At 70.7% G+C, this 19,073-nt stretch carries 20 protein-coding genes and 1 pseudogene; 12 read left to right on the top strand and 9 right to left on the bottom strand.

Features of this window, described 5'->3' with window-relative positions; translation table 11 throughout:
* Nucleotides 1–93: 93 nt before the first annotated feature.
* The 9 genes from IE206_RS04565 (at nucleotide 94) to IE206_RS04525 (ending at nucleotide 7,958) form a co-directional block, all read left to right on the top strand.
* On the top strand, nucleotides 94–789 hold the full coding sequence (locus IE206_RS04565) for a lysophospholipid acyltransferase family protein (RefSeq protein ID WP_189960556.1): 696 nt from the start codon (nucleotides 94–96) through the stop codon (nucleotides 787–789).
* 152 nt (nucleotides 790–941) lie between these two features.
* Nucleotides 942–1,235, top strand: a complete 294-nt coding sequence (locus IE206_RS04560; RefSeq protein ID WP_189960555.1) for a type II toxin-antitoxin system Phd/YefM family antitoxin — start codon at nucleotides 942–944, stop codon at nucleotides 1,233–1,235.
* A gap of 298 nt (nucleotides 1,236–1,533) precedes the next feature.
* Nucleotides 1,534–1,836 (top strand): urease subunit gamma, encoded by a 303-nt coding sequence (locus tag IE206_RS04555; RefSeq protein WP_189960554.1) that lies wholly within the window; start codon nucleotides 1,534–1,536, stop codon nucleotides 1,834–1,836.
* A gap of 15 nt (nucleotides 1,837–1,851) precedes the next feature.
* Nucleotides 1,852–2,163 (top strand): urease subunit beta, encoded by a 312-nt coding sequence (locus IE206_RS04550; protein WP_189960553.1) that lies wholly within the window; start codon nucleotides 1,852–1,854, stop codon nucleotides 2,161–2,163.
* Nucleotides 2,156–3,877 carry an urease subunit alpha gene (locus tag IE206_RS04545; protein WP_189960552.1) on the top strand — a complete coding sequence of 574 codons (1,722 nt, stop codon included), beginning with the start codon at nucleotides 2,156–2,158 and terminating at the stop codon, nucleotides 3,875–3,877. Before IE206_RS04550 ends, IE206_RS04545 begins: the two co-directional genes overlap by 8 nt.
* A 14-nt stretch (nucleotides 3,878–3,891) precedes the next feature.
* Entirely contained in the window at nucleotides 3,892–4,566 is a 675-nt protein-coding gene (locus IE206_RS04540) for an urease accessory protein UreF (RefSeq protein ID WP_189960551.1), read from the top strand.
* Between the two features lie 229 nt (nucleotides 4,567–4,795).
* Nucleotides 4,796–5,473, top strand: coding sequence for an urease accessory protein UreG (gene ureG / locus IE206_RS04535; protein WP_189960550.1), 678 nt, complete (start codon nucleotides 4,796–4,798; stop codon nucleotides 5,471–5,473).
* Nucleotides 5,461–6,228 carry an urease accessory protein UreD gene (locus IE206_RS04530; RefSeq protein WP_189960549.1) on the top strand — a complete coding sequence of 256 codons (768 nt, stop codon included), beginning with the start codon at nucleotides 5,461–5,463 and terminating at the stop codon, nucleotides 6,226–6,228. The genes ureG and IE206_RS04530 overlap by 13 nt, the downstream gene beginning before the upstream one ends.
* 206 nt (nucleotides 6,229–6,434) lie before the next feature.
* The gene (locus IE206_RS04525; RefSeq protein ID WP_189960804.1) at nucleotides 6,435–7,958 is read left to right on the top strand and encodes an alpha/beta hydrolase; all 1,524 of its coding nucleotides are present in this window, start codon (nucleotides 6,435–6,437) and stop codon (nucleotides 7,956–7,958) included.
* A gap of 67 nt (nucleotides 7,959–8,025) precedes the next feature.
* Here IE206_RS04525 and IE206_RS04520 read toward each other — a convergent pair whose 3' ends face one another.
* Together IE206_RS04520 and IE206_RS04515 are read right to left on the bottom strand one after the other, a co-directional pair.
* The gene (locus IE206_RS04520) at nucleotides 8,026–9,063 is read right to left on the bottom strand and encodes an NAD-dependent epimerase/dehydratase family protein (protein WP_189960548.1); all 1,038 of its coding nucleotides are present in this window, start codon (nucleotides 9,061–9,063) and stop codon (nucleotides 8,026–8,028) included.
* A gap of 93 nt (nucleotides 9,064–9,156) precedes the next feature.
* Nucleotides 9,157–9,858 (bottom strand): lysophospholipid acyltransferase family protein, encoded by a 702-nt coding sequence (locus IE206_RS04515; RefSeq protein ID WP_189960547.1) that lies wholly within the window; start codon nucleotides 9,856–9,858, stop codon nucleotides 9,157–9,159.
* Nucleotides 9,859–10,005: 147 nt separating this feature from the next.
* Between IE206_RS04515 and IE206_RS04510 the strand changes: the two are divergent.
* Nucleotides 10,006–10,778 (top strand): annotated as a pseudogene (locus IE206_RS04510) (polysaccharide lyase family 8 super-sandwich domain-containing protein); the annotation flags it as partial.
* Between the two features lie 25 nt (nucleotides 10,779–10,803).
* On the opposite strand, the gene IE206_RS04505 reads toward IE206_RS04510, so the two are convergent.
* The 5 genes from IE206_RS04505 to IE206_RS04485 form a co-directional block, all read right to left on the bottom strand.
* The gene (locus IE206_RS04505; RefSeq protein ID WP_189960546.1) at nucleotides 10,804–10,965 is read right to left on the bottom strand and encodes a hypothetical protein; all 162 of its coding nucleotides are present in this window, start codon (nucleotides 10,963–10,965) and stop codon (nucleotides 10,804–10,806) included.
* A 62-nt stretch (nucleotides 10,966–11,027) separates the two neighbouring features.
* Complete coding sequence (locus IE206_RS04500; RefSeq protein ID WP_189960545.1) at nucleotides 11,028–11,984, bottom strand: cytochrome c oxidase assembly protein; 957 nt, start codon at nucleotides 11,982–11,984, stop codon at nucleotides 11,028–11,030.
* A 122-nt stretch (nucleotides 11,985–12,106) separates the two neighbouring features.
* Nucleotides 12,107–13,132, bottom strand: coding sequence for a 6-phosphofructokinase (locus IE206_RS04495; protein ID WP_189960544.1), 1,026 nt, complete (start codon nucleotides 13,130–13,132; stop codon nucleotides 12,107–12,109).
* 190 nt (nucleotides 13,133–13,322) lie between these two features.
* Nucleotides 13,323–14,051 (bottom strand): type 1 glutamine amidotransferase, encoded by a 729-nt coding sequence (locus IE206_RS04490; protein WP_189960543.1) that lies wholly within the window; start codon nucleotides 14,049–14,051, stop codon nucleotides 13,323–13,325.
* Between the two features lie 25 nt (nucleotides 14,052–14,076).
* Nucleotides 14,077–15,324: a Mur ligase family protein gene (locus tag IE206_RS04485; RefSeq protein ID WP_053724187.1), complete on the bottom strand. Its 1,248-nt coding sequence runs from the start codon at nucleotides 15,322–15,324 to the stop codon at nucleotides 14,077–14,079.
* Nucleotides 15,325–15,441: 117 nt separating this feature from the next.
* Here IE206_RS04485 and def point away from each other — a divergent pair, with 117 nt between their 5' ends.
* Nucleotides 15,442–16,029, top strand: a complete 588-nt coding sequence (def, locus tag IE206_RS04480) for a peptide deformylase (RefSeq protein WP_189960542.1) — start codon at nucleotides 15,442–15,444, stop codon at nucleotides 16,027–16,029.
* 193 nt (nucleotides 16,030–16,222) lie between these two features.
* Here def and IE206_RS04475 read toward each other — a convergent pair whose 3' ends face one another.
* Entirely contained in the window at nucleotides 16,223–16,876 is a 654-nt protein-coding gene (locus tag IE206_RS04475; protein ID WP_189960541.1) for a TetR/AcrR family transcriptional regulator, read from the bottom strand.
* 176 nt (nucleotides 16,877–17,052) lie between these two features.
* Between IE206_RS04475 and IE206_RS04470 the strand changes: the two genes are divergently transcribed.
* Nucleotides 17,053–18,282 (top strand): acyl-CoA dehydrogenase family protein, encoded by a 1,230-nt coding sequence (locus IE206_RS04470; RefSeq protein ID WP_189960540.1) that lies wholly within the window; start codon nucleotides 17,053–17,055, stop codon nucleotides 18,280–18,282.
* Here the strand turns inward: IE206_RS04470 and IE206_RS04465 are convergent.
* A complete protein-coding gene (locus tag IE206_RS04465) occupies nucleotides 18,279–19,031 on the bottom strand; it encodes a TetR/AcrR family transcriptional regulator (protein WP_226598722.1) in 753 nt (250 codons plus the stop codon). The genes IE206_RS04470 and IE206_RS04465 overlap by 4 nt on opposite strands.
* Nucleotides 19,032–19,073 lie beyond the last annotated feature (42 nt).

The raw sequence follows: 19,073 nt of genomic DNA, 5'->3' as shown, positions 1-19,073 counted from the left end.
CGGGTCCTGGCTCAATAGGCCCTCTCCCGGCGATCTCCGCGGATCACTAGCGTGCGTCGGCGCGGGGGTCACCTGGGGAGAGGGCTCACTGAAGTGTTCTATTTCGCATTCCGTCTCGTGGTGCTGGTGCCGCTGCTGCGGTGGCTGTTCCGTCCGTGCGTCGAAGGGGCCGGGCGGGTACCCGAGGCAGGTGCGGTGATCCTGGCGGGGAATCACCAGTCGTTCACCGACCAGTTCCTGCTCGGCGTGACGCTCAGGCGCCGGCTCACCTTCCTGGCCAAGCAGGAGTACTTCACCGCTCCGGGCCTGACGGGCCGGGCGACCGCGGCGTTCTTCCGCGCCCTCGGCCAGATCCCGGTCGACCGCTCCGGCAAGGACGCGGCACAGTCGGCGCTCGACACCGCACTCCAAGTCCTGGACGGCGGAGGGGTGTTGGGGGTCTTTCCCGAGGGGACGCGGTCCCATGACGGGCGCCTGTACAAGGGCAAGGTGGGGGTCGCGGCGATGGCGTTACGGTCCGGCGCCCCGGTCGTCCCGGTCGCGATGATCGGCACGTTCGAGGCCCAGCCGAAGGGCCGTCGGCTGCCCCGGCGCGTGCCGATCACGCTCCGCTTCGGGGAGCCCCTGGACTTCTCGCGCTACGCCGGGATGGAGCACGAGCGGCTGGTGCTGCGGGCCGTGACGGACGAGATCATGTACGCGGTGCAGAAGTTGTCCGAGCAGGAGTACGTGGACGTATACGCGGCCGAGGCCAGGACGGCGTGGGAAGCGGGCGCCGCGGCCGCCTGATCTGCCGCCCGTCGCACGGTGGAGCCTCGGCCGGAGCGCGTCTCCCGGCCGGGGCCCCTTGCGGGCCGGGGCCCGTCGCACCCCACTGACCTGCACGGATGCCGTTTCCCGCGGATCCAACGGCGCGGGTGGGCGGAGTCTAAGCTGGGTGCATGGCCTACGAGATTCCGGTGACGCAAGCCCGCGCAGAGCTCGCGGAGCTGATCAACCGCGTTGTGTACGGCGGTGAGCGGGTCGTGGTGACGCGCCACGGGAAGCCGCTCGTCGCCCTGGTCTCCGCCGCCGACCTGGCGAAACTGGAGGCCGAGCCGGAGCCGGAGGCGCAGCAGGAGGAGCAGGTGGCGAGGACGTTCTCGTTCGGGAGCCCCCTGCCGACGTCCGCCCCCGCGGAGCCCCGGCGCTTCGGGATCGCCGCGGAACACCGGAGTCCGCACATCGGCGACTGACGGTGCGTACGCCCGCCGCGGTGAGAGTGTCCTATACACGGACCTACCCTGCCGCGACGCCCCTTTGATGATCATGTGTTCTTAAAGCGCCAGTTAACGCGCCGGAAAAACTTCCGCTCTAACGTGCAATGCCTGGCCAAGGGGCGCGTGGATGGCGCTCAACAGGATGTTGAAGTCGGATACGGTTCCGCTGCGTTCGGGCGGCGAACACCTGTCCGGTCGGTCTCCGCCCTCGACGCCAGCTGGGTCCGTCCATGGCTGTCCGTGGACGGAAGGGCACGACTGTGAGGTGGGAAGCGTGCAACTGACGCCGCACGAGCAGGAACGGCTGCTCATCCATGTAGCCGCGGATGTCGCCGAGAAGCGCAGAGCCCGCGGGGTGAGGCTCAACCACCCCGAGTCCGTCGCGCTCATCACCTCGCACATTCTCGAAGGCGCCCGCGACGGCCGCACCGTCGCCGAACTCATGGCGTCCGGGCGGAAGGTGCTCTCCCGGGACGAGGTCATGCCGGGCATCCCGGAGATGATCCACGACGTCCAGGTCGAGGCGACCTTCCCCGACGGCACCAAGCTCGTCACCGTCCACGAACCGATCGCCTGACGGGGGAGCGCTGCCGTGATTCCCGGAGAGATCCTCTTCGCCGAGGACCCCATCGTGCTGAACGAGGGCCGCGAGGTCGTGCGGATGACCGTCCTCAACGCCGCCGACCGGCCCGTCCAGGTCGGCTCCCACTACCACTTCGCCGAGGCCAACCCCGGCCTCGACTTCGACCGTACGGTTGCCCGGGGCAAGCGACTCAACATCGCCGCGGGCACCGCCGTCCGCTTCGAGCCCGGCATTCCCGTCGACGTAGAACTCGTCCCCCTGGCCGGACGGCGCACCGTGCCGGGGCTGCGTGGCGAGACCGGAGGTTTTCTCGATGACTGACCTCGACCGTGCCGTGTACGCCGACCTGTTCGGCCCCACCACCGGCGACCGCATCCGGCTCGCCGACACCGATCTCCTGGTCGAGATCGAGGAGGACCGCTCGGGCGGCCCCGGGCGCTCGGGCGACGAGGCGGTGTTCGGCGGCGGCAAGGTGATCCGCGAGTCCATGGGGCAGGCGCGGACCACGCGAGCCGAAGGCGCGCCCGACACCGTTGTCACCGGGGCCGTCGTCATCGACCACTGGGGCATCGTCAAGGCCGACATCGGCATCCGCGACGGGCGGATCACCGGCATCGGCAAGGCCGGCAACCCGGACACCATGGACGGCGTCCACCCCGACCTCGTCATCGGCCCCGAGACCGAGATCATCGCGGGCAACGGGAAGATCCTCACCGCGGGAGCCGTCGACACCCACGTCCACTTCATCTCGCCGACCCTCATCGACCAGGCGCTCTCCTCCGGCATCACCACGCTGGTCGGCGGCGGCACGGGACCCGCCGAGGGCACCAAGGCCACCACCATCACGCCGGGCCCCTGGCATCTGGCCCGCATGTTCGCCGCCCTGGAGAACGCGCCCGTCAACATCGGGCTGCTCGGCAAGGGCAACACCATGTCGCGCGCGGCCATGCACTCCCAGCTGCGCGGCGGGGCCCTCGGATTCAAGATCCACGAAGACTGGGGCGCCACCCCCGCCGTCATCGACGCCTGCCTGAGCGTCTGCGACGAGACAGGGGCCCAACTCGCCATCCACACCGACACGTTGAACGAGGCGGGCTTCGTCGGCGACACCCTCGCCGCCATCGCGGGCCGCTCGATCCACGCGTACCACACCGAAGGCGCGGGCGGCGGGCACGCGCCCGACATCATCACCGTGGTCTCGCAGCCCAACGTGCTGCCCAGCTCCACCAACCCGACCAGGCCCCACACCGTCAACACCATCGAGGAACACCTCGACATGCTGATGGTCTGTCACCACCTCAACCCGGCGGTGCCCGAGGACCTGGCGTTCGCCGAGTCCCGTATCCGCCCCTCGACGATCGCGGCCGAGGACTTCCTGCACGACCTCGGCGCCATCTCCATCCTCTCCTCCGACTCACAGGCGATGGGCCGCATCGGCGAGGTCATTCTCCGTACGTGGCAGACGGCGCACGTCATGAAGGTCCGGCGGGGCGCGCTGGCCGGGGACGGGCGCGCGGACAACCACCGGGTGCGGCGCTATGTCGCCAAGTACACGATCAACCCGGCCGTCGCCCAGGGCCTCGACCACGAGATCGGATCGGTCGAGAGCGGCAAGCTCGCCGACCTGGTGCTGTGGGAGCCCGCGTTCTTCGGGGTCAAGCCGCAGCTCGTCATCAAGGGCGGCCAGATCGCGTACGCGCAGATGGGGGACGCGAACGCGTCGATCCCCACCCCGCAGCCGATTCTGCCGCGCCCCATGTTCGGCGCGTACGGCAAGGCGCCCGCCGCCAACTCCCTCAACTTCGTGTCCCAGGCCGCGCTGGAGGACGACCTTCCCGAGCGGCTCGGCCTGGACAAGCACTTCGTGGCCATCAAGAACACCCGCCGAGTGGGCAAGACGGACATGCGCGAGAACGACGCGATGCCGGACGTGCGGGTGGACCCCGACACCTTCACCGTGACCATCGACGGTGACGTGGTGGAGCCCGCTCCCGCCGCCGAACTGCCCATGGCTCAGCGGTACTTCCTCTTCTGACGGGTTGTCAATTCATGAGCCGCGCAGCCCTGCTCGTCCTCGCCGACGGCCGTTTCCCCGCAGGCGGCCACGCCCACTCCGGCGGCGCCGAACCGGCCGTCAAGGCGGGGCGCATCCGCGACGCCGCCGACCTCGCGGAGTTCTGCCGGGGGCGGCTGCACACCGCGGGCCTGACCTCCGCCGCGCTCGCCGCGGCGGCGGCCGCGGGTCTCGACCCGCTCGCCCTGGACGAGGCCGCCGACGCCCGCACCCCGTCCCCCGCCCTGCGGGCCACCGCCCGCAAACTGGGCCGCCAGATGATGCGGGCGGCCCGGGCGACCTGGCCGTCCGCCGAACTCGACGCGCTGGCCGCGGCTCGCCCGCGCGGCGCTCACCAGCCCATCGTGCTCGGCCTCGCTGCCCGGGCGGCGGGACTGGGTCCCGAGGACGCGGCGCACTGCGTGGCCTACGAGGTGGTCAGCGGGCCTGCCACGGCCGTTGTACGGCTGCTGAGCCTCGACCCGTTCGACGCGACGGCGGTTCTTGCTCGGCTTGCGCCGGAGCTCGACGCGGTGGCTCGGCGGGCCGCCCTCGCTGCGGCGGAGGCGGTTGTCGAGGGGCTTGATGCGCTGCCCGCGGCGTCCGCGCCGCTGCTGGATGTCATGGCCGAAGCGCATGCGGCTTGGCCGGTGCGGCTGTTTGCGTCGTAGCTGCGTGCCGCCTGCCTGCCCGGGGGCTCAGCCCCCGGACCCCCGATCGCGCCTCAGGGGCGCTCGTCCTCAACCCCCGAAGGTCTTAAGAGCCAGGGGCCCCATGGCGGGCTGAAGGGGTTGGCCCGCCCCGAATCCTCAGAAACCCGGACGAGCTGCGGGGATTGATCCAGCCCCCAGCCGTCCGGACCCCGAACATCCCCCACCCCGACCACCCTTGGAGCACCCCATGCACCTCAACCACTCCCACGAAGGCCCCGCCGCCATCAGTGCCGATGCCCACCGCCCCGACGGGAGCCGGCGGGCTCTGCGCGTCGGGCTCGGCGGGCCCGTCGGGTCCGGGAAGACCGCCACCGTGGCCGCGCTCTGCCGGGCACTGCGCGACCAGCTCTCCATCGCCGTCGTCACCAATGACATCTACACCCGCGAGGACGCCGCCTTCCTGCTGCGCAACGCCGTGCTGCCGCCGGAGCGGATCCAGGCCGTCGAGACCGGGGCCTGCCCGCACACCGCCATCCGTGACGACATCTCCGCCAACCTCGAAGCCGTCGAGGACCTGGAGGACGCGGTCGGGCCGCTCGACCTGATCCTCGTCGAGTCCGGCGGCGACAACCTCACCGCCACCTTCTCCAAGGGTCTGGTCGACGCCCAGATTTTCGTCATCGATGTGGCGGGCGGGGACGACATTCCGCGCAAGGGCGGGCCGGGGGTCACCACTGCCGACCTGCTTGTCGTCAACAAGACCGATCTCGCGCCCTATGTCGGGTCCGACCTCGGGCGGATGGCGCGCGACGCCAAGGAGCAGCGGGCCGAACTCCCCGTCGTCTTCCAGTCGTTGAGGTCCGACGAGGGCGTCGACCAGGTGGCCGGATGGGTGCGGGAGCAGCTCGCGGCATGGGCGGCCTGACCCTCGGCGCGCCGGGGGTGCGCGCCACCGCCCGCATCGTCGCCACCCCCGAAGGCCTGCCTGTACTGGAAGGGGAGGGGCCGCTCGCGCTGCGCCGTACCCGGGCGCGCGGCCCGTACCACCGGGTCACCGTCGTGGGCGCGATGAGCGCCCCGCTCGGCGGCGACCGGATCGCCGTCGAGGCCGAGGTGCGCGACGGGGCGCGGCTCGACGTCGACTCGGCCGCCGCCACCATCGCGCTGCCCGGCCGCGACGGCGGGCGGGCGCACTACGACGTGCGCCTCACCGTCGGCGAGGGCGCCGAACTGCGCTGGCTCCCCGAGCAGCTCATCTCGGCACACGGCAGCGACCTCGCGATGCGCACCCGGATCGACCTCGCGGCCGGAGCCCGCCTCGTGTTCCGTGAGGAACAGGTGCTCGGCCGCCACGGCGAGGCGCCCGGCACCCTCGCCACCCGGCTCACCGTGCACCGCGCAGGCCGCCCGCTGCTCGACCAGGAGCTGGCGTACGGGCCGGGTGCGCCCGGTGGCTGGGACGGGGGAGCGGTGCTCGGCGGGCACCGGGCGGCGGGCCAACTGCTCGTTGTGGGGCCGGAGTTCAGTGAGCGGCCCGCCGAGACCGGGTTGCTCGGCGAGAGCGCCGTGCTCACCCCGCTCGCCGGGCCCGGCTTCCTCGTCACGGCGGTGGCCCCGGACGCCCGGCTGCTGCGCCGGACCCTCGACGACGTACTGCACGCGCACCTCGCGACACGCTGACCGCTCAGCGGAACACCACTCTCCGGCTATCGGTTCGGTAAAAAAACACCTGTACGGCCTGTGCACAGTGGGCTCACAGACGAAAGGATCCCCCGACAGGCCCAAATGGAGCGCTGAGACTGACAGCGCACTTCAGCAGGGGGAGGTACCACTTGAGACGCACCGCAGTGCTCGGCTCGGCCGGCACACTGATCGCGGGCACGCTGATGGTGGGCGCGATAGCGGCTCCGGTCGCCAACGCCGACAACCGCGACCACGGTTGGTCCGAGGCGCGTGGCGCGCAGGTCGCCGCCGACAGGGCGGCCAAGCAGGGCATCAAATGGACGGACTGTCCCACTGACTGGGCGATCGCCAAGCCCATCCAGTGCGGCTACGTGAGCGTCCCGCTCGACTACGCCCGGCCCAACGGCAAGCAGATCAAGCTCGCCGTCGACCGCATCGGCAACACCGGCACCAAGGCCGAGCGCCAGGGTGCCCTCATCTACAACCCGGGCGGCCCCGGCGGCTCCGGCATGCGTTTCCCCACCCGGGTGACCAGCAAGAACCCGCTGTGGACCAACACCTCCAAGGCGTACGACTTCGTGGGCTTCGACCCGCGCGGCGTGGGCCACTCGACGCCGATCTCCTGCGTGGACCCGCAGGAGTACGCCAAGGCGCCGAAGGCCGACCCGGTGCCGAGCAGCGAGGCCGACAAGCGCGCCCAGCGCAAGCTCGCCGCCGAGTACGCGGACGGCTGTGCCGAGCGCAGCGGCTGGATGCTGCCGTACATGACCACTCCGAACACCGCGCGCGACCTGGATGTCATCCGTGCCGCCCTCGGTGAGAAGAAGCTCAACTACCTGGGTGTCTCCTACGGCACCTACCTGGGTGCGGTCTACGGCACGCTGTTCCCCTCGCACGTCCGCCGCATGATCGTGGACAGCGTGGTCAACCCGGACCGGGACAACATCTGGTACCAGGCCAACCTGGAGCAGGACGTCGCTTTCCAGGCCCGCTGGGACGAGTGGGAGGACTGGGTCGCCAAGTACGACGCCAAGTTCCACCTCGGCACCACCCGGGCGCAGGTCGAGGCCCAGTGGCTGAAGCTGCGTGCCGACGCCAAGAAGAGCCCCCTCGACGGCAAGGTCGGCCCGGCCGAGCTGCTCGGGTACTTCCAGAAGGCGCCGTACTACGACTCGTACTGGGTGCCGGTCGCCAAGGCGCTCAGCGCCTACGCGGCGGGTGACATCAAGCCGGTCGTCGAGGCCTCCGCTCCCGATATGTCGGACATCGCGGGCAACATCGCCTCCGAGAACGGCAACGCGGTCTACACCGCCGTCGAGTGCGCGGACGCCAAGTGGCCCACCAGCTGGCGCAAGTGGGACCGCGACAACACCAAGCTGAACAAGGACTACCCGTTCCTGACCTGGTCCAACGCCTGGATGAACCTGCCGTGTGCCACCTGGTCCACCAAGCAGCAGAACCCGGTCGAGGTCAAGACGGGCAAGGGCCTCCCGCAGGTCCTGATCGTGCAGTCCACCAATGACGCCGCCACCCCGTTCCAGGGTGCCGTCGAACTGCACAAGGCCTTCGAGAACTCGCGCCTCATCATCGAGAAGGGCGCCGGTTCGCACGGTGTGACCGGTCTCGTCAACTCGTGCATCAACTCGCGCGTGGACGACTACCTGCTCACCGGCAAGACCGACAAGGCGGACTACACCTGCACCCCGCACGCGACTCCCGTGCCGTAGGCGTTGGCTGAGCGGATGGGGGAGACCGGAGTTGCTCCGGTCTCCCCTTTTCCCTTACGTGTTCTTCTTACGCGCGTCCGGCCAGCCAGGCGTCCTCGGCCGCGTAGTCGAACAGGCCCACGGCCGCGTAGTTCTTGGCCATCTTCGGGAACGCCTCGCTCCACTCCCGGCCCTTCAGCTGCCCGGCCAGCCACTCGACCGTGGCGGGCAGCGACTCCACGTACCCGGTCACCGGCCGGTAGCCCAGCTCCCGCTCGGCGGCACCCATGTCGTAGACGATCGGATGCGGAGTGCTCCACGGCGTGATACCGACCGTGCCCTGCGGCGCGGGGCCGTCCACCAGGACGTGCTCGCTGCGCACGCCGAGGATCTCGTCGACGGCCGCGCTGATCTCGGCGACCGTGGGGGCCCCGTCGTCCGCCGCGTTGAGCACCCGGTCGCCGGGCCTGTCCGCGGCCAGCCGGATCAGCTCCGCGATGTTCGAGATGTGCGCCGGATGGAACCGGCTCTCGCCGTTGTACGCGAGCACCCGCACCGGCCGCCCGTCCAGCGCCCGCTTCACGAAGTGCAGTTCACGCGGCGTCCGGCAGTGCGGCCCGTGGACCGCACCCGCGCGCAGCAGCGTCGAGGGGATCGACGAGCCGAGCAGCTCCTGCTCAAGGGCCACCTTCTTGGTGCCGTACGTCGCCTCGCCGGGAGCCACGGTGGCAAGCGACTCCGGGATCGGCACCGGGTAGCACGGCGACCCGTCGGACTCGCCCTGGGTGTCGAAGCTGCGGCCCTTGTCGTCCTCGTACACCGCGCCGCTGGAGATCACCACCGCGGACCCGATCCGGTCGCCGAGGCCGGCCAGCTGCCGCGCGTGATCCCGTCCGTACGCGACCATGTCGACCAGTACGTCTACGCCGTCGCCGAGTGCACCGGCGAGGGCGGCATCGTCCTCACGGTCGAGGCGCACCCGCTGTACGCTCCCCGGCCAATCGGGGTCCCCGCCGCCTCCGCGTGACGCGGCCCGCACCTCCCAGCCTTCCTCGGCGAGCGCGCGCACGGCGGCCCGTCCGATCTGTCCGGTAGCTCCGACGACGAACGCGGTTCCCTTTGCCATGGCCCGGACGCTACGCCCGCGCCGATCGAGGCGGCCAGAGCGTTTCGCCCTGCGCGGATCCGCCCAGGGCCGAGCGATCGCGGGAACTTCCGCTCAGCTGATGAGGCCCCGGAACCTGCGCGACTCCTCGGCCTTCACATCGGCCGCGTACCGGTCCACGTACTCCTGCCCCGACAACTCCATGACCTTGTACATGATCTCGTCGGTGACCGCCCGCAGGATGGCCTTCTCGCCCTCCATCCCCTCGTACCGCGAGAAGTCCAGCGGCTCGCCGAAGCGGATCGAGACCCGTTTGATCTTCGGTACGACCTGGCCGGGCGGCTGGATCTCGAAGGTGCCCACCATCGCGCACGGGATCACCGGCACTCCGCCCCGGATGGCCATCACCGCGACGCCTACCTTGCCCTTGTACAGCTTGCCGTCGTGCGAGCGGGTGCCCTCCGGGTAGATGCCGAGCAGCTCGTCCTTGGCAAGCACCCCGAGCCCCTCCCGGATCGCGGCCTGGCCCGCCTCCTTGCCGGACCGGTCCACCGGGATCTGCCCGATGGCCCGGAAGAACGCGGCGGTCAGCCGGCCCTTGATGCCGGGCCCGGTGAAGTACTCCTGCTTGGCGAGGAAGGTGATGCGCCGTTTCAGCATCACCGGCATCAGGAAATGGTCGGAGAAGGAGAGGTGGTTCCCCGCGACGATCGCCGCGCCCTCCTCGGGAATGTGCTCAAGACCCTCCAGCCGCGGCCGGAACAGCAGTCTCAACAGGGGCCCCAGGACTGCGTATTTGAGGATGTAGTAGAGCACCCGCAAGCTCCTCACCATGCAGAAGGGTGGCCAGTGTAGGGGGAGGGCCGGGCCGCTGTAACCACCGTCGACCGGCCCGGCAGCGGATCGATCAATCGATCATTTGTGCGCGAGTTCTTGAGCGAACGAAGTGCGAAGAGTAGAAACCTCGACGACGCCATCGTGTGCCTGGGCGCGGGCATCTCGTGCAAGGACGGCACCGTGGTCGAGTCGACCGTGGACAACCGCAACCTCGGGCCGACCGGAAGCGCCGCCCTCACCGTCGACGGCACCGTGCAGCCGCTCGCCCACCCTTGGTCCGCGACCCTGACCGGCGCCTCCTGGGCACACCTCGCGGGCCATGGCGGCTATGTCTTCCCCGGCCGGGCGACCGTGCGGGCCGGGCGCGAGGAGCGGACCGGCCGCTGGAGCGACATCAACAAGGGCAGCTCGACGACACCGGTCAGCCGCCGCTACCTCACCCTGTGGGCCGACCACGGCACCAACCCGTCCGGGGCCGGATGCGCCTACGTACTGATGCCGGGTGTGCGTCCGCCGACCGGACCGCGGCCCGCGCCGCCGACACCGGCTGGCTGAGCGTGCTCGCGAACACCGACGATCAGCAGGGCGTCCAGGTGCCCTCGCTCGGCTTCACCGGGGTCAACTTCTGGTTCGGCGGCACCGTCGGCGCGCTCACCGCCAGTGCGCCGTGCGCGGTGATGATCGGTGACCGGGGCGACGGCACCGCGGTGATCTGCGTCAGCGACCCCATGCGGATGCAGACCTCGCTGACCCTGACCTGGCGACGGGCCGTGGCCTCGGTGACCTCCCGCCCGGCCACCGTCACCGGCGCCACCACGGGCTCGTCCCTGACCCTCACCTTCGGCGACCTCAGCGGCACCGGGGGAGCCACCCAGAAGATCACCGTCAGGCTCGGCTGACCGGGAGGGGCTCCGGCACAAGCGCTCAGCTGCTGCGCGACGTCGCGGCCGTCCCGATCGCGGTGAGCCCGAGCACCACCCAGCCGAACCACAGCCAGCCGCTGCTGCCGAGCGCCACCGTGTACGCCGTGATCACCACCAGCATCACGAGGGTGAGCACCATCATCGACTTCGTCGAACGGGGCATAGCGTCCCCTTCCTCCCGGCGGGCGCCGTGAAGACCATGGTCTCCCGGGAGGGGCCGCCGCGCTACTGCCCGCGCGTGTTCAGTGAGGCGAGATAGGCGTTGTAGGCCTGAAGTTCCTTGTCGCCGTTGCGCTCGGCGGCCCGGTCGGTGCGGCGCGCGTGCCGCTTCTCGGTGGCGTACCACTGGAAGACGAGCGCGATCAGGACGAGCACCGAGGGGATCTCGCTGAACGCCCAGGCGATGCCGCCGCCCGCCTGCTGATCGGTGAGCGCGTCGATCCCGAGCGAGGCCGGCGGGTTCTTGTACGTGCCGATCATGGGCTCGCTGGCCATCATCAGGGCGATGCCGAAGAAGGCGTGGAAGGGCATCCCGGCGAAGAGCTCCAGCATCCGCATCACATAGCCGGGCCGGTGCGGGCCCGGGTCCACGCCCATGATCGGCCAGAAGAAGACCAGGCCGACCGCGAGGAAGTGGACCATCATCGCGATGTGCCCGGTCTTCGACTCCATCAGGAAGTCGAAGAGCGGCGTGAAATAGAGCCCGTACAGGCTCGCGATGAACAGCGGGATGGTGAACGCCGGGTGCGTGATGATCTTCATGTACCGGCTGTGCAGCAGCATCAGGAGCAACTCGCGCGGGCCCTTGCGGCCGCGCGGGGCGACCGGCAGCGCACGCAGCGCGAGCGTGACCGGCGCGCCGAGCAGCAGCAGGATGGGCGACAGCATGCTGATCACCATGTGCTGCACCATGTGCACGCTGAACATGACCATGCCGTAGTCGTTGAGCCTGGTGCACATGACGAGCCCGATGGTCAGGACGCCCACGGTCCAGAAGATCATCCGGCTGACCGGCCAGCTGTCACCGCGCCGCTTGAGCCGGACCACACCCCACGCGTACAGGCCGAGCCCGAGCAGGCAGCCGATGAGGAAGAAGGAGTCCGCCGACCATTCGAGCCCCCGTGCCAGCGTGAACGGCGGCAGGTCCATGTTCATGTCCATGCCGTGCCCGCTGTGATCCATCCGCTGACTCCTGATTCGTACCGGTTGTCCCGCACCAGACTAGAACCGCCCCCGGCCGGTGATGCGGCCGGGGGCGGTTCCTTGCGAAAACAATCCGGAGGCGACGGGATGCCGGAGGACGACTAGAGGACGCACTCCGCTTCGGCGTAGCGCTCGGCCGGGACGGTCTTCAAGGTGGCCGTCGCCTCGGCGAGGGGGACCATCACGATGTCGGTGCCGCGCAGCGCGGTCAGCATGCCGAACTCGCCGCGGTGGGCGGCCTCGACCGCGTGCCAGCCGAAGCGGGTGGCGAGCACCCGGTCGTACGCGGTGGGCGTGCCGCCGCGCTGGACGTGACCGAGGATGACCGGGCGGGCCTCCTTGTTCAGGCGCTGCTCCAGCTCGATGGAGAGCTGGCGGGCCACGCCGGCGAAGCGCTCGTGGCCGTACATGTCGGTGCCGCCCACGTCGAACTGCATCGAGCCCTCGCGCGGCTTGGCGCCCTCGGCGACGACGACGATCGCGAACTTCTTGCCCGCCGAGAAGCGCCGGCCGACCAGCTCGGTCAGCTCGTCGATGTCGAAGGGGCGCTCGGGCACGACGATGGCGTGCGCACCGGCGGCCATGCCCGAGTGCAGCGCGATCCAGCCGGTGTGGCGGCCCATGACCTCGACGATCAGGACACGCTGGTGCGATTCGGCGGTGGTCTTGAGGCGGTCGAGGGCCTCGGTCGCCACGCCCACGGCGGTGTCGAAGCCGAAGGTGACATCGGTCGAGGCGATGTCGTTGTCGATGGTCTTGGGCACGCCGACGATCGGAAGACCTGCCTCGGACAGCAGGGTCGCGGCCTTCAGGGTGCCCTCGCCGCCGATCGGGATGATCGCGTCGAGACCGAGCTCGGCGACGTGTCCCTTGGCGCGCTCGACGCCGTCGCGCAGATGCGCCGGCTGGACGCGGGAGGAGCCGAGAATGGTGCCGCCACGGGCGAGGATGCCGCCGACCGCGTCGAGGTCGAGCTTGCGGTAGTCGGCTTCGAGCAGGCCCTTCCAGCCGTCGTGGAAGCCGATGACCTCGTCGCCGTGGTCGACCACCGCGCGGTGCACGACGGATCGGATGACGGCGTTCAGGCCGGGGCAGTCGCCGCCGGAGGTGAGCACACCAATTCGCATTGCCCGGAGAACCTTTGCAACGTGGGCCGACGACCGGACCACGTCGTCCGGTTGGATCCCCGTCACCCTACCGGCGCAGGGTGACGGGGGCCGAATCGGAGGTCCGACTGATGGACGTGGTACGAACGTACGAACCGCCCACCAGCCGGACCGAGTTGCCCAAGGTATCCGCTCTTGCCCCGTTCGGGCGTTACGCGGGCTGGGTCGCCGACGCGATGCGCTCGGCGCGCAGCGCCTCGTACCAGCGGTCGTCCGTCGGCGGCAGCGCGTTCACGTCGAGGGCCAGCTTCAGGAGCATGTCCGCGATCTGCGGATTGCGCGCGAGGACCGGGCCGTGCATGTACGTACCGAAGACGGTGTCGTTGTACGCGCCCTCGGTGCCGTCGCCCGTGCCGTTGCCCTTGCCCAGGCGGACCCGGGCGAACGGGCGGGCGGTCGGACCGAGGTGGGTGACGCCCTGGTGGTTCTCGAATCCGGTGAGCTGGGGGAGCCCGAGCCGCTCGTCGATGTCGCCGAGGACGTCGCCGACGCAGCGCTCGCCCTCGCCGCGCGTCGAGATCACGTCGAGCAGGCCGAGGCCCGGCTCGCGCTCGCCGAGGTCGTTGATGAACTCGTGGCCCAGGATCTGGTACCCGGCGCAGACCGAGAAGATGATCGCGCCGTTGGACGCGGCGCGGCTCAGCCCGGTGTCGCGGCGCAGCCGCTCGGCCGCGAGCCGCTGCGGCCGGTCCTCGCCGCCGCCGATGAGGTAGATGTCACCGGACGTCGGGATCGGCTGGTCGCTGCGGACGTCGAGCCGGTGCACTTCCAGGCCGCGCTGGCGCGCCCGGCGCTCCACGACCAGGGCGTTGCCCTGGTCGCCGTAGGTGCTCAGCAGGTCGGGGTAGACCCACACGAGGCGCAGGCTGTTGTCTGCCATGTCGCTTGCTTGCTCCTTGCTCGGGTCAGTTGCCGACGACGCGGCGGACGTCCTGGAACGCGGTGTAGTTGGCGATGAGCTCGATCCGCCCGGGCGGCGCCAACTGGGCGCACTCCTCCAGGCTTTCGCAGACCCGGAAGTCCAGGTTCGCGACCTCGAGGCGCACCGCCAGGTCCAGCTTGCGGTCGCCGATCACGAAGATCGGGTGGCCGGCGAGCCGGGTGTAGTCGACGTCCCACAGCCAGGAGGTGTCCGTGCCGTCCGCGCCGCGGGCGTTGACGGACAGGACGACCGGGGTGGGCGGCGGGTCGATGAGGGAAAACGTTTCGAGCCAGCCCGCCGGGTTCTTCGCGAGCAGCAGCCGCAGCTCCCGCCCCTGGAAGCTGACCACGTCGTAGCGTCCCGCGACCGCCTGCACCTGGTACATGCGCTCCAGGGCGACCTGCGGCGGCACCCCGAACACCGCGGCGACCGCGGCGGAGGTCGCGGCGTTCGCCTTGTTGGCACGGCCGGGCAGCTGGAGGTGGATCGGCCAGGCCGAGCCGTGCGGGTCGAGGACGTAGTCGCCGTTGAGCACCCAACTGGGGGCCGGGCGGCGGAAACCGCACTCGCCGCAGAACCAGTCGTCGCCGGGCCGCTGCATCACACCGCCGCAGGCGGGGCACGACCAGGCGTCGTCCTTCCACTCCTGACCGGCCGCCACCCACACCACATTGGGGGAGGAGGACGCCGCCCACACGACCAGCGGGTCGTCCGCGTTGGCGATCACCACGGCCTTGGAGCCGGACAGGCCCTCGCGCCACTTCTCGGCGAGCATGCGGGTCTCGGCGGCGCGGTCCAGCTGGTCGCGCGAGAGGTTGAGCAGCGCGATCGCCTTGGGCGTCACATCGCGCGCGACTCCCGCCAGATACTTCTCGTCGACCTCGATCACGCCGTACTTGGCGTCCGAACCGCCCGCCAGCGCCGACGTGATGCCGGCCGGCATGTTGGCGCCGAGCGCGTTCGACACCACCGGGCCGCTGGCCCGCAGTGCCTCGGCGATCAGCCGGGTCGTGGTCGTCTTGCCGTTCGTCGCCGACACCAGGACGACGTCCAGATGAGTGGCGAGCCGCCCGAGCAGATCGGGGTCGAGCTTGAGCGCGACGCGCCCGCCGATCACCGATCCACTGCCCCGGCCCGCCGCGCGCGACACCGCCGCGGCGGCCTTGCCCGCGGTCACCGCCAGCTTGGCTCGCGGTGACAGGGGCCCGGCACCTCCAACGTGTCCTGACATCGTCCTTGATCCTCCTTGCGCCTGGGTCGGGTGTCAGCCTATCGAGATCCGGTCGGCGGCCCGAACCGCGCCACCATCCGGAATGGCCTCCACCCCTCGGAACGTACTCTTGCGCCCATGCGCCACCGCCCCATTCCCGGCAGTTCCGGCTCCGTACGAGAGATGAGTCTCCTCGGTGACCGGTTGCTCCACGCCCCCTGCGAACCCGTCACGGACTTCGGTCCCGAGCTGCACCGGCTCGTCGAGGACATGTTCGCGACGATGTACGCGGCCGACGGTGTCGGCCTGGCGGCGAACCAGATCGGCGTCGCCCGGCGGGTGTTCGTGTACGACTGCCCCGACGACGAGGACGTGCGGCATCTGGGGTACGTCGTCAACCCCCGCCTCGTGGAGGCCGACGGCATCGAGGTGCGCGGCGCCGAGGGCTGCCTCTCCCTGCCGGGCCTTGAGGCGCCGACCTCGCGCTTCGACCGTGCGGTGGTGGAGGGCGTCGACCTCTCCGGCGCGCCGGTCCGCATCGAAGGCACCGGGTTCTTCGCGAGGTGCCTGCAGCACGAGTGCGACCACTTGGAGGGGCTGGTGTACGCGGACCGGGTCACGGGGTGGCGCAGGTCCCGGTTGCGGCGGGCGATCCGCAGGACGCCGTGGGGCGGACGGGCGGACTGGCCCCGCCCCGCCCCTTCCCCGAACCCGCCGGGGGAGTAGGCCGGCTGCGGGTCGTAGTTGGCTGGTCGCGCAGTTCCCCGCGCCCCTAGCAGGGGCGATGCCGGCTCGCACCGGGCATGTCAGCCCGTCCGGCGTTCGAGGACGAGCGCCCTTCGGGCGCGATACGGGGCCTGGGGCGGAGCCCCGGGGTCCCTTCACCGCCGGAGGCCTTGGGGAAGGGGCGGGGTGGGGGTCAGAAGCTGGGCCCGCCCACTCTGTCGCCGGCGGCGGCCAGGCGGCCCCACAGGAGGTCCGCCAGGGCCTGGACCAACTCCGCGCGGGAGCACGGGCGTTCGCCCAGCCACCAGTCACCCGCCGCATGCATCATGCCGACGATCCCGTGCCCCCAGACCCGCGCGAGCACCTCGCTGCCCGGCCCGAGATCGATCCGCTCGGCGATCACCACACCCAGATCCTCACCCATGCGGCGAAGCAGCGGCGCGGAGTGCCGGCCCACGTCGAAGCCCTGCTCGGACTCCGGAGCCGGGGCGTCCTCGGCGGGGTGCATCAGGAACCGGTACACCTGAGGCCGCGCCTCGATGGCCGTCAGATAGGTCTCCAGCGTCGCCTCGACCCGCTCGCGCCGCTCGGCCGGCGCGTCGAGCGCGGCCCGCAGCGCGGAGAGCAGGGCGTCGGTGTGGCGCTTGGCGAGCGCCCGGTAGAGCCCGCCCTTGTCGCCGAAGTGGCGGTAGAGGATGGGCTTGGTGATGCCCGCCTCCGCCGCGATCGCGTTCATGGAGGCCTTCGGGCCGTCCCGGAGCACCACCCGGTCCGCCGCCTCCAGCAGTTCGCGCCGTCGGCGCTCCGCCGCCGTTCGCTGCTGTCCGGCCTGCTGTGTGGTCTCCATGGGTTCTTCTCCCCGCCCGTACTGCATTTTCCGTGGGTTCCATCTGTCGAAAGCCTTGCGCAACGTAACACTCCGCCCGGCGGCGGCGCTGGGCGGCCGGTGGTCGGTTGACATGGGCTACCCGTCGGTAACAGACTGCGGTTACCGCAAGTAACGCTTGGAGTGGTGGAGGGGACATGGCCGAGTTCACGATGGATCTCAACGACGACCAGAAGCAGGTCCGTGACTGGCTGCACGGGTTCGCCAAGGATGTGATCCGTCCCGCGGCCGCCGAGTGGGACGAGCGCGAGGAGACCCCCTGGCCGGTGATCCAGGAGGCGGCCAAGGTGGGAATCTACTCCCTCGACTTCTATGCGCAGCAGTTCTTCGACCCGAGCGGCCTGGGCATCCCGGTCGCCATGGAGGAGCTGTTCTGGGGCGATGCGGGCATAGCGCTCTCCATCGTCGGCACGGGACTTGCCGCCGTCGGCGTCCTCGCCAACGGCACCGAGGAGCAGATCGGCACCTGGATCCCGCAGATGTACGGCGACGTGACGGACGTCAAGGTCGCCGCCTTCTGCTCCTCCGAGCCGGACGCGGGCTCCGACGTCGCCTCGATGCGCACCCGGGCCGTGTACGACGCGGCCAAGGACGAGTGGGTCCTGAACGGCACCAAGACCTGGGCTACCAACGGCGGCATCGCCAATGTCCACGTCGTCGTCGCGGTCGTCGACGCCGACCTCGGCTCCAAGGGCCACGCTTCCTTCATCGTGCCGCCGGGCACCCCGGGTCTGACGCAGGGCCAGAAGTTCAAGAAGCACGGCATCCGTGCCTCGCACACCGCCGAGGTGGTCCTCGAGGACGTTCGCGTCCCGGGTCACTGCCTGCTCGGCGGCAAGGAGAAGCTCGACGAGCGGCTCGCCCGGGCCCGTGAGAAGGCGAAGGCAGGTGGCGGGGAGCGCGTGAAGAACGCGGCGATGGCCACGTTCGAGGCCTCCCGCCCGGCCGTCGGCGCGATGGCGGTCGGCACCGCGCGGGCCGCGTACGACTACGCGCTCGAATACGCCAAGACTCGCGAGCAGTTCGGCCGCCCGATCATCGACAACCAGGGCATCGCCTTCCAGCTCGCCGACATGCGCACCCAGATCGACGCGGCCCGCCTGCTGGTGTGGCGCGCGTCCTGGATGGCGACGACGGGCAAGAAGTTCGAGTCGGCCGAGGGCTCGATGTCCAAGCTGTACGCCAGCGAGACGGCCAAGAAGGTCACCGCCCAGGCGATCCAGATCCTCGGCGGCAACGGCTTCACCCGTGAATACCCGGTGGAGCGCATGCACAGGGACGCCGCTATCTACACCATTTTTGAGGGGACGAGCGAGATCCAGCGGCTCGTCATCGCCCGCACCCTCTCGGGCATGCCGATCCGCTAGCGACCGGCGCGCGGCTCGAAGATCCGGTCGAGGTGATAGCCCAGGGTGGCCGTCACCTCGGCCGGGCCGCGCCGCCCGTGCAGCATGTCCCCGCCGAGCCCCACGGCGCCCGACACCAGTAGATCGGCCTCGTGCCGCGCGTCGAGCCCGTGCCGGCACGCACCGCCCTCCTGCGCCTGCCCGATGACCCACGCGACCAGATCCTCCAGCGGGTGCTCGGCGCTCAGGAACACCGCCGCCAGCGCGGGATCGGTGAGGCTGCGGGAGTAGTACGCCGAGAGAACCCGCAGCCCGAAGCGCCGCTCCTCGTCGAGCGGCAGGCACTCCTCCAGGATCGCGTTGAGCAGCGCGCGCGGATCGCCCGGGTCGTGATCGATGCGCTCACAGGCACGCCGTTCATTGTCCGCGTGCAGCAACTTCAGCGCGCCGACGAGGAGTTGGTGCTTGCTGCCGAAGTGGTACTGGACCGAGCGCAGCGAGACGCCCGCCTCGGCCGCGATCTCGCGCATGCTCGCCTCGTGCAGCCCCCGCCCGGCCGCGATGCGCCACACCGCCCCGGCGATCTCCCGCCGCCGCCCCTCCAGCTCCTCGGGCTCCTGCGGCTCGGGCTCCGGCAGAGGCGGCCGCTTGCGGGCGCGGTACGCCCGCGCCTGACAGCTCCGCGAGCAATAGCGGGCCGGACGCCCGCGTCCCGCCGGGGCCAGATCCGTGCCGCACACCTCGCACCGCGCTTCCTTTTCGTCACGCACGCAACTGACTATAGGCGCGAAATTGGTGTGACGTAAGGCGCC

The sequence above is a fragment of the Streptomyces violascens genome (assembly GCF_014649955.1).
GTDB lineage: Bacteria > Actinomycetota > Actinomycetes > Streptomycetales > Streptomycetaceae > Streptomyces > Streptomyces violascens.
The sequence above is the reverse complement of the archived record's forward strand: the minus strand, read 5'-3'. Positions and strand labels throughout refer to the sequence as shown.

Bases quoted from the DNA above. Each gene is read 5' to 3' on its own strand.
- IE206_RS04545 (WP_189960552.1), top strand. From the start codon at position 2,156: ATGACTGACCTCGACCGTGCCGTGTACGCCGACCTGTTCGGCCCCACC.
- IE206_RS04525 (WP_189960804.1), top strand. From the start codon at position 6,435: ATGGTGGGCGCGATAGCGGCTCCGGTCGCCAACGCCGACAACCGCGAC.
- IE206_RS04520 (WP_189960548.1), bottom strand. From the start codon at position 9,063: ATGGCAAAGGGAACCGCGTTCGTCGTCGGAGCTACCGGACAGATCGGA.
- IE206_RS04485 (WP_053724187.1), bottom strand. From the start codon at position 15,324: ATGTCAGGACACGTTGGAGGTGCCGGGCCCCTGTCACCGCGAGCCAAG.
- ureG (WP_189960550.1), top strand. From the start codon at position 4,796: ATGCACCTCAACCACTCCCACGAAGGCCCCGCCGCCATCAGTGCCGAT.
- IE206_RS04495 (WP_189960544.1), bottom strand. From the start codon at position 13,132: ATGCGAATTGGTGTGCTCACCTCCGGCGGCGACTGCCCCGGCCTGAAC.
- IE206_RS04500 (WP_189960545.1), bottom strand. From the start codon at position 11,984: ATGGATCACAGCGGGCACGGCATGGACATGAACATGGACCTGCCGCCG.
- def (WP_189960542.1), top strand. From the start codon at position 15,442: ATGCGCCACCGCCCCATTCCCGGCAGTTCCGGCTCCGTACGAGAGATG.
- IE206_RS04490 (WP_189960543.1), bottom strand. From the start codon at position 14,051: ATGGCAGACAACAGCCTGCGCCTCGTGTGGGTCTACCCCGACCTGCTG.
- IE206_RS04540 (WP_189960551.1), top strand. From the start codon at position 3,892: ATGAGCCGCGCAGCCCTGCTCGTCCTCGCCGACGGCCGTTTCCCCGCA.
- IE206_RS04505 (WP_189960546.1), bottom strand. From the start codon at position 10,965: ATGCCCCGTTCGACGAAGTCGATGATGGTGCTCACCCTCGTGATGCTG.
- IE206_RS04475 (WP_189960541.1), bottom strand. From the start codon at position 16,876: ATGGAGACCACACAGCAGGCCGGACAGCAGCGAACGGCGGCGGAGCGC.
- IE206_RS04560 (WP_189960555.1), top strand. From the start codon at position 942: ATGGCCTACGAGATTCCGGTGACGCAAGCCCGCGCAGAGCTCGCGGAG.
- IE206_RS04530 (WP_189960549.1), top strand. From the start codon at position 5,461: ATGGGCGGCCTGACCCTCGGCGCGCCGGGGGTGCGCGCCACCGCCCGC.
- IE206_RS04470 (WP_189960540.1), top strand. From the start codon at position 17,053: ATGGCCGAGTTCACGATGGATCTCAACGACGACCAGAAGCAGGTCCGT.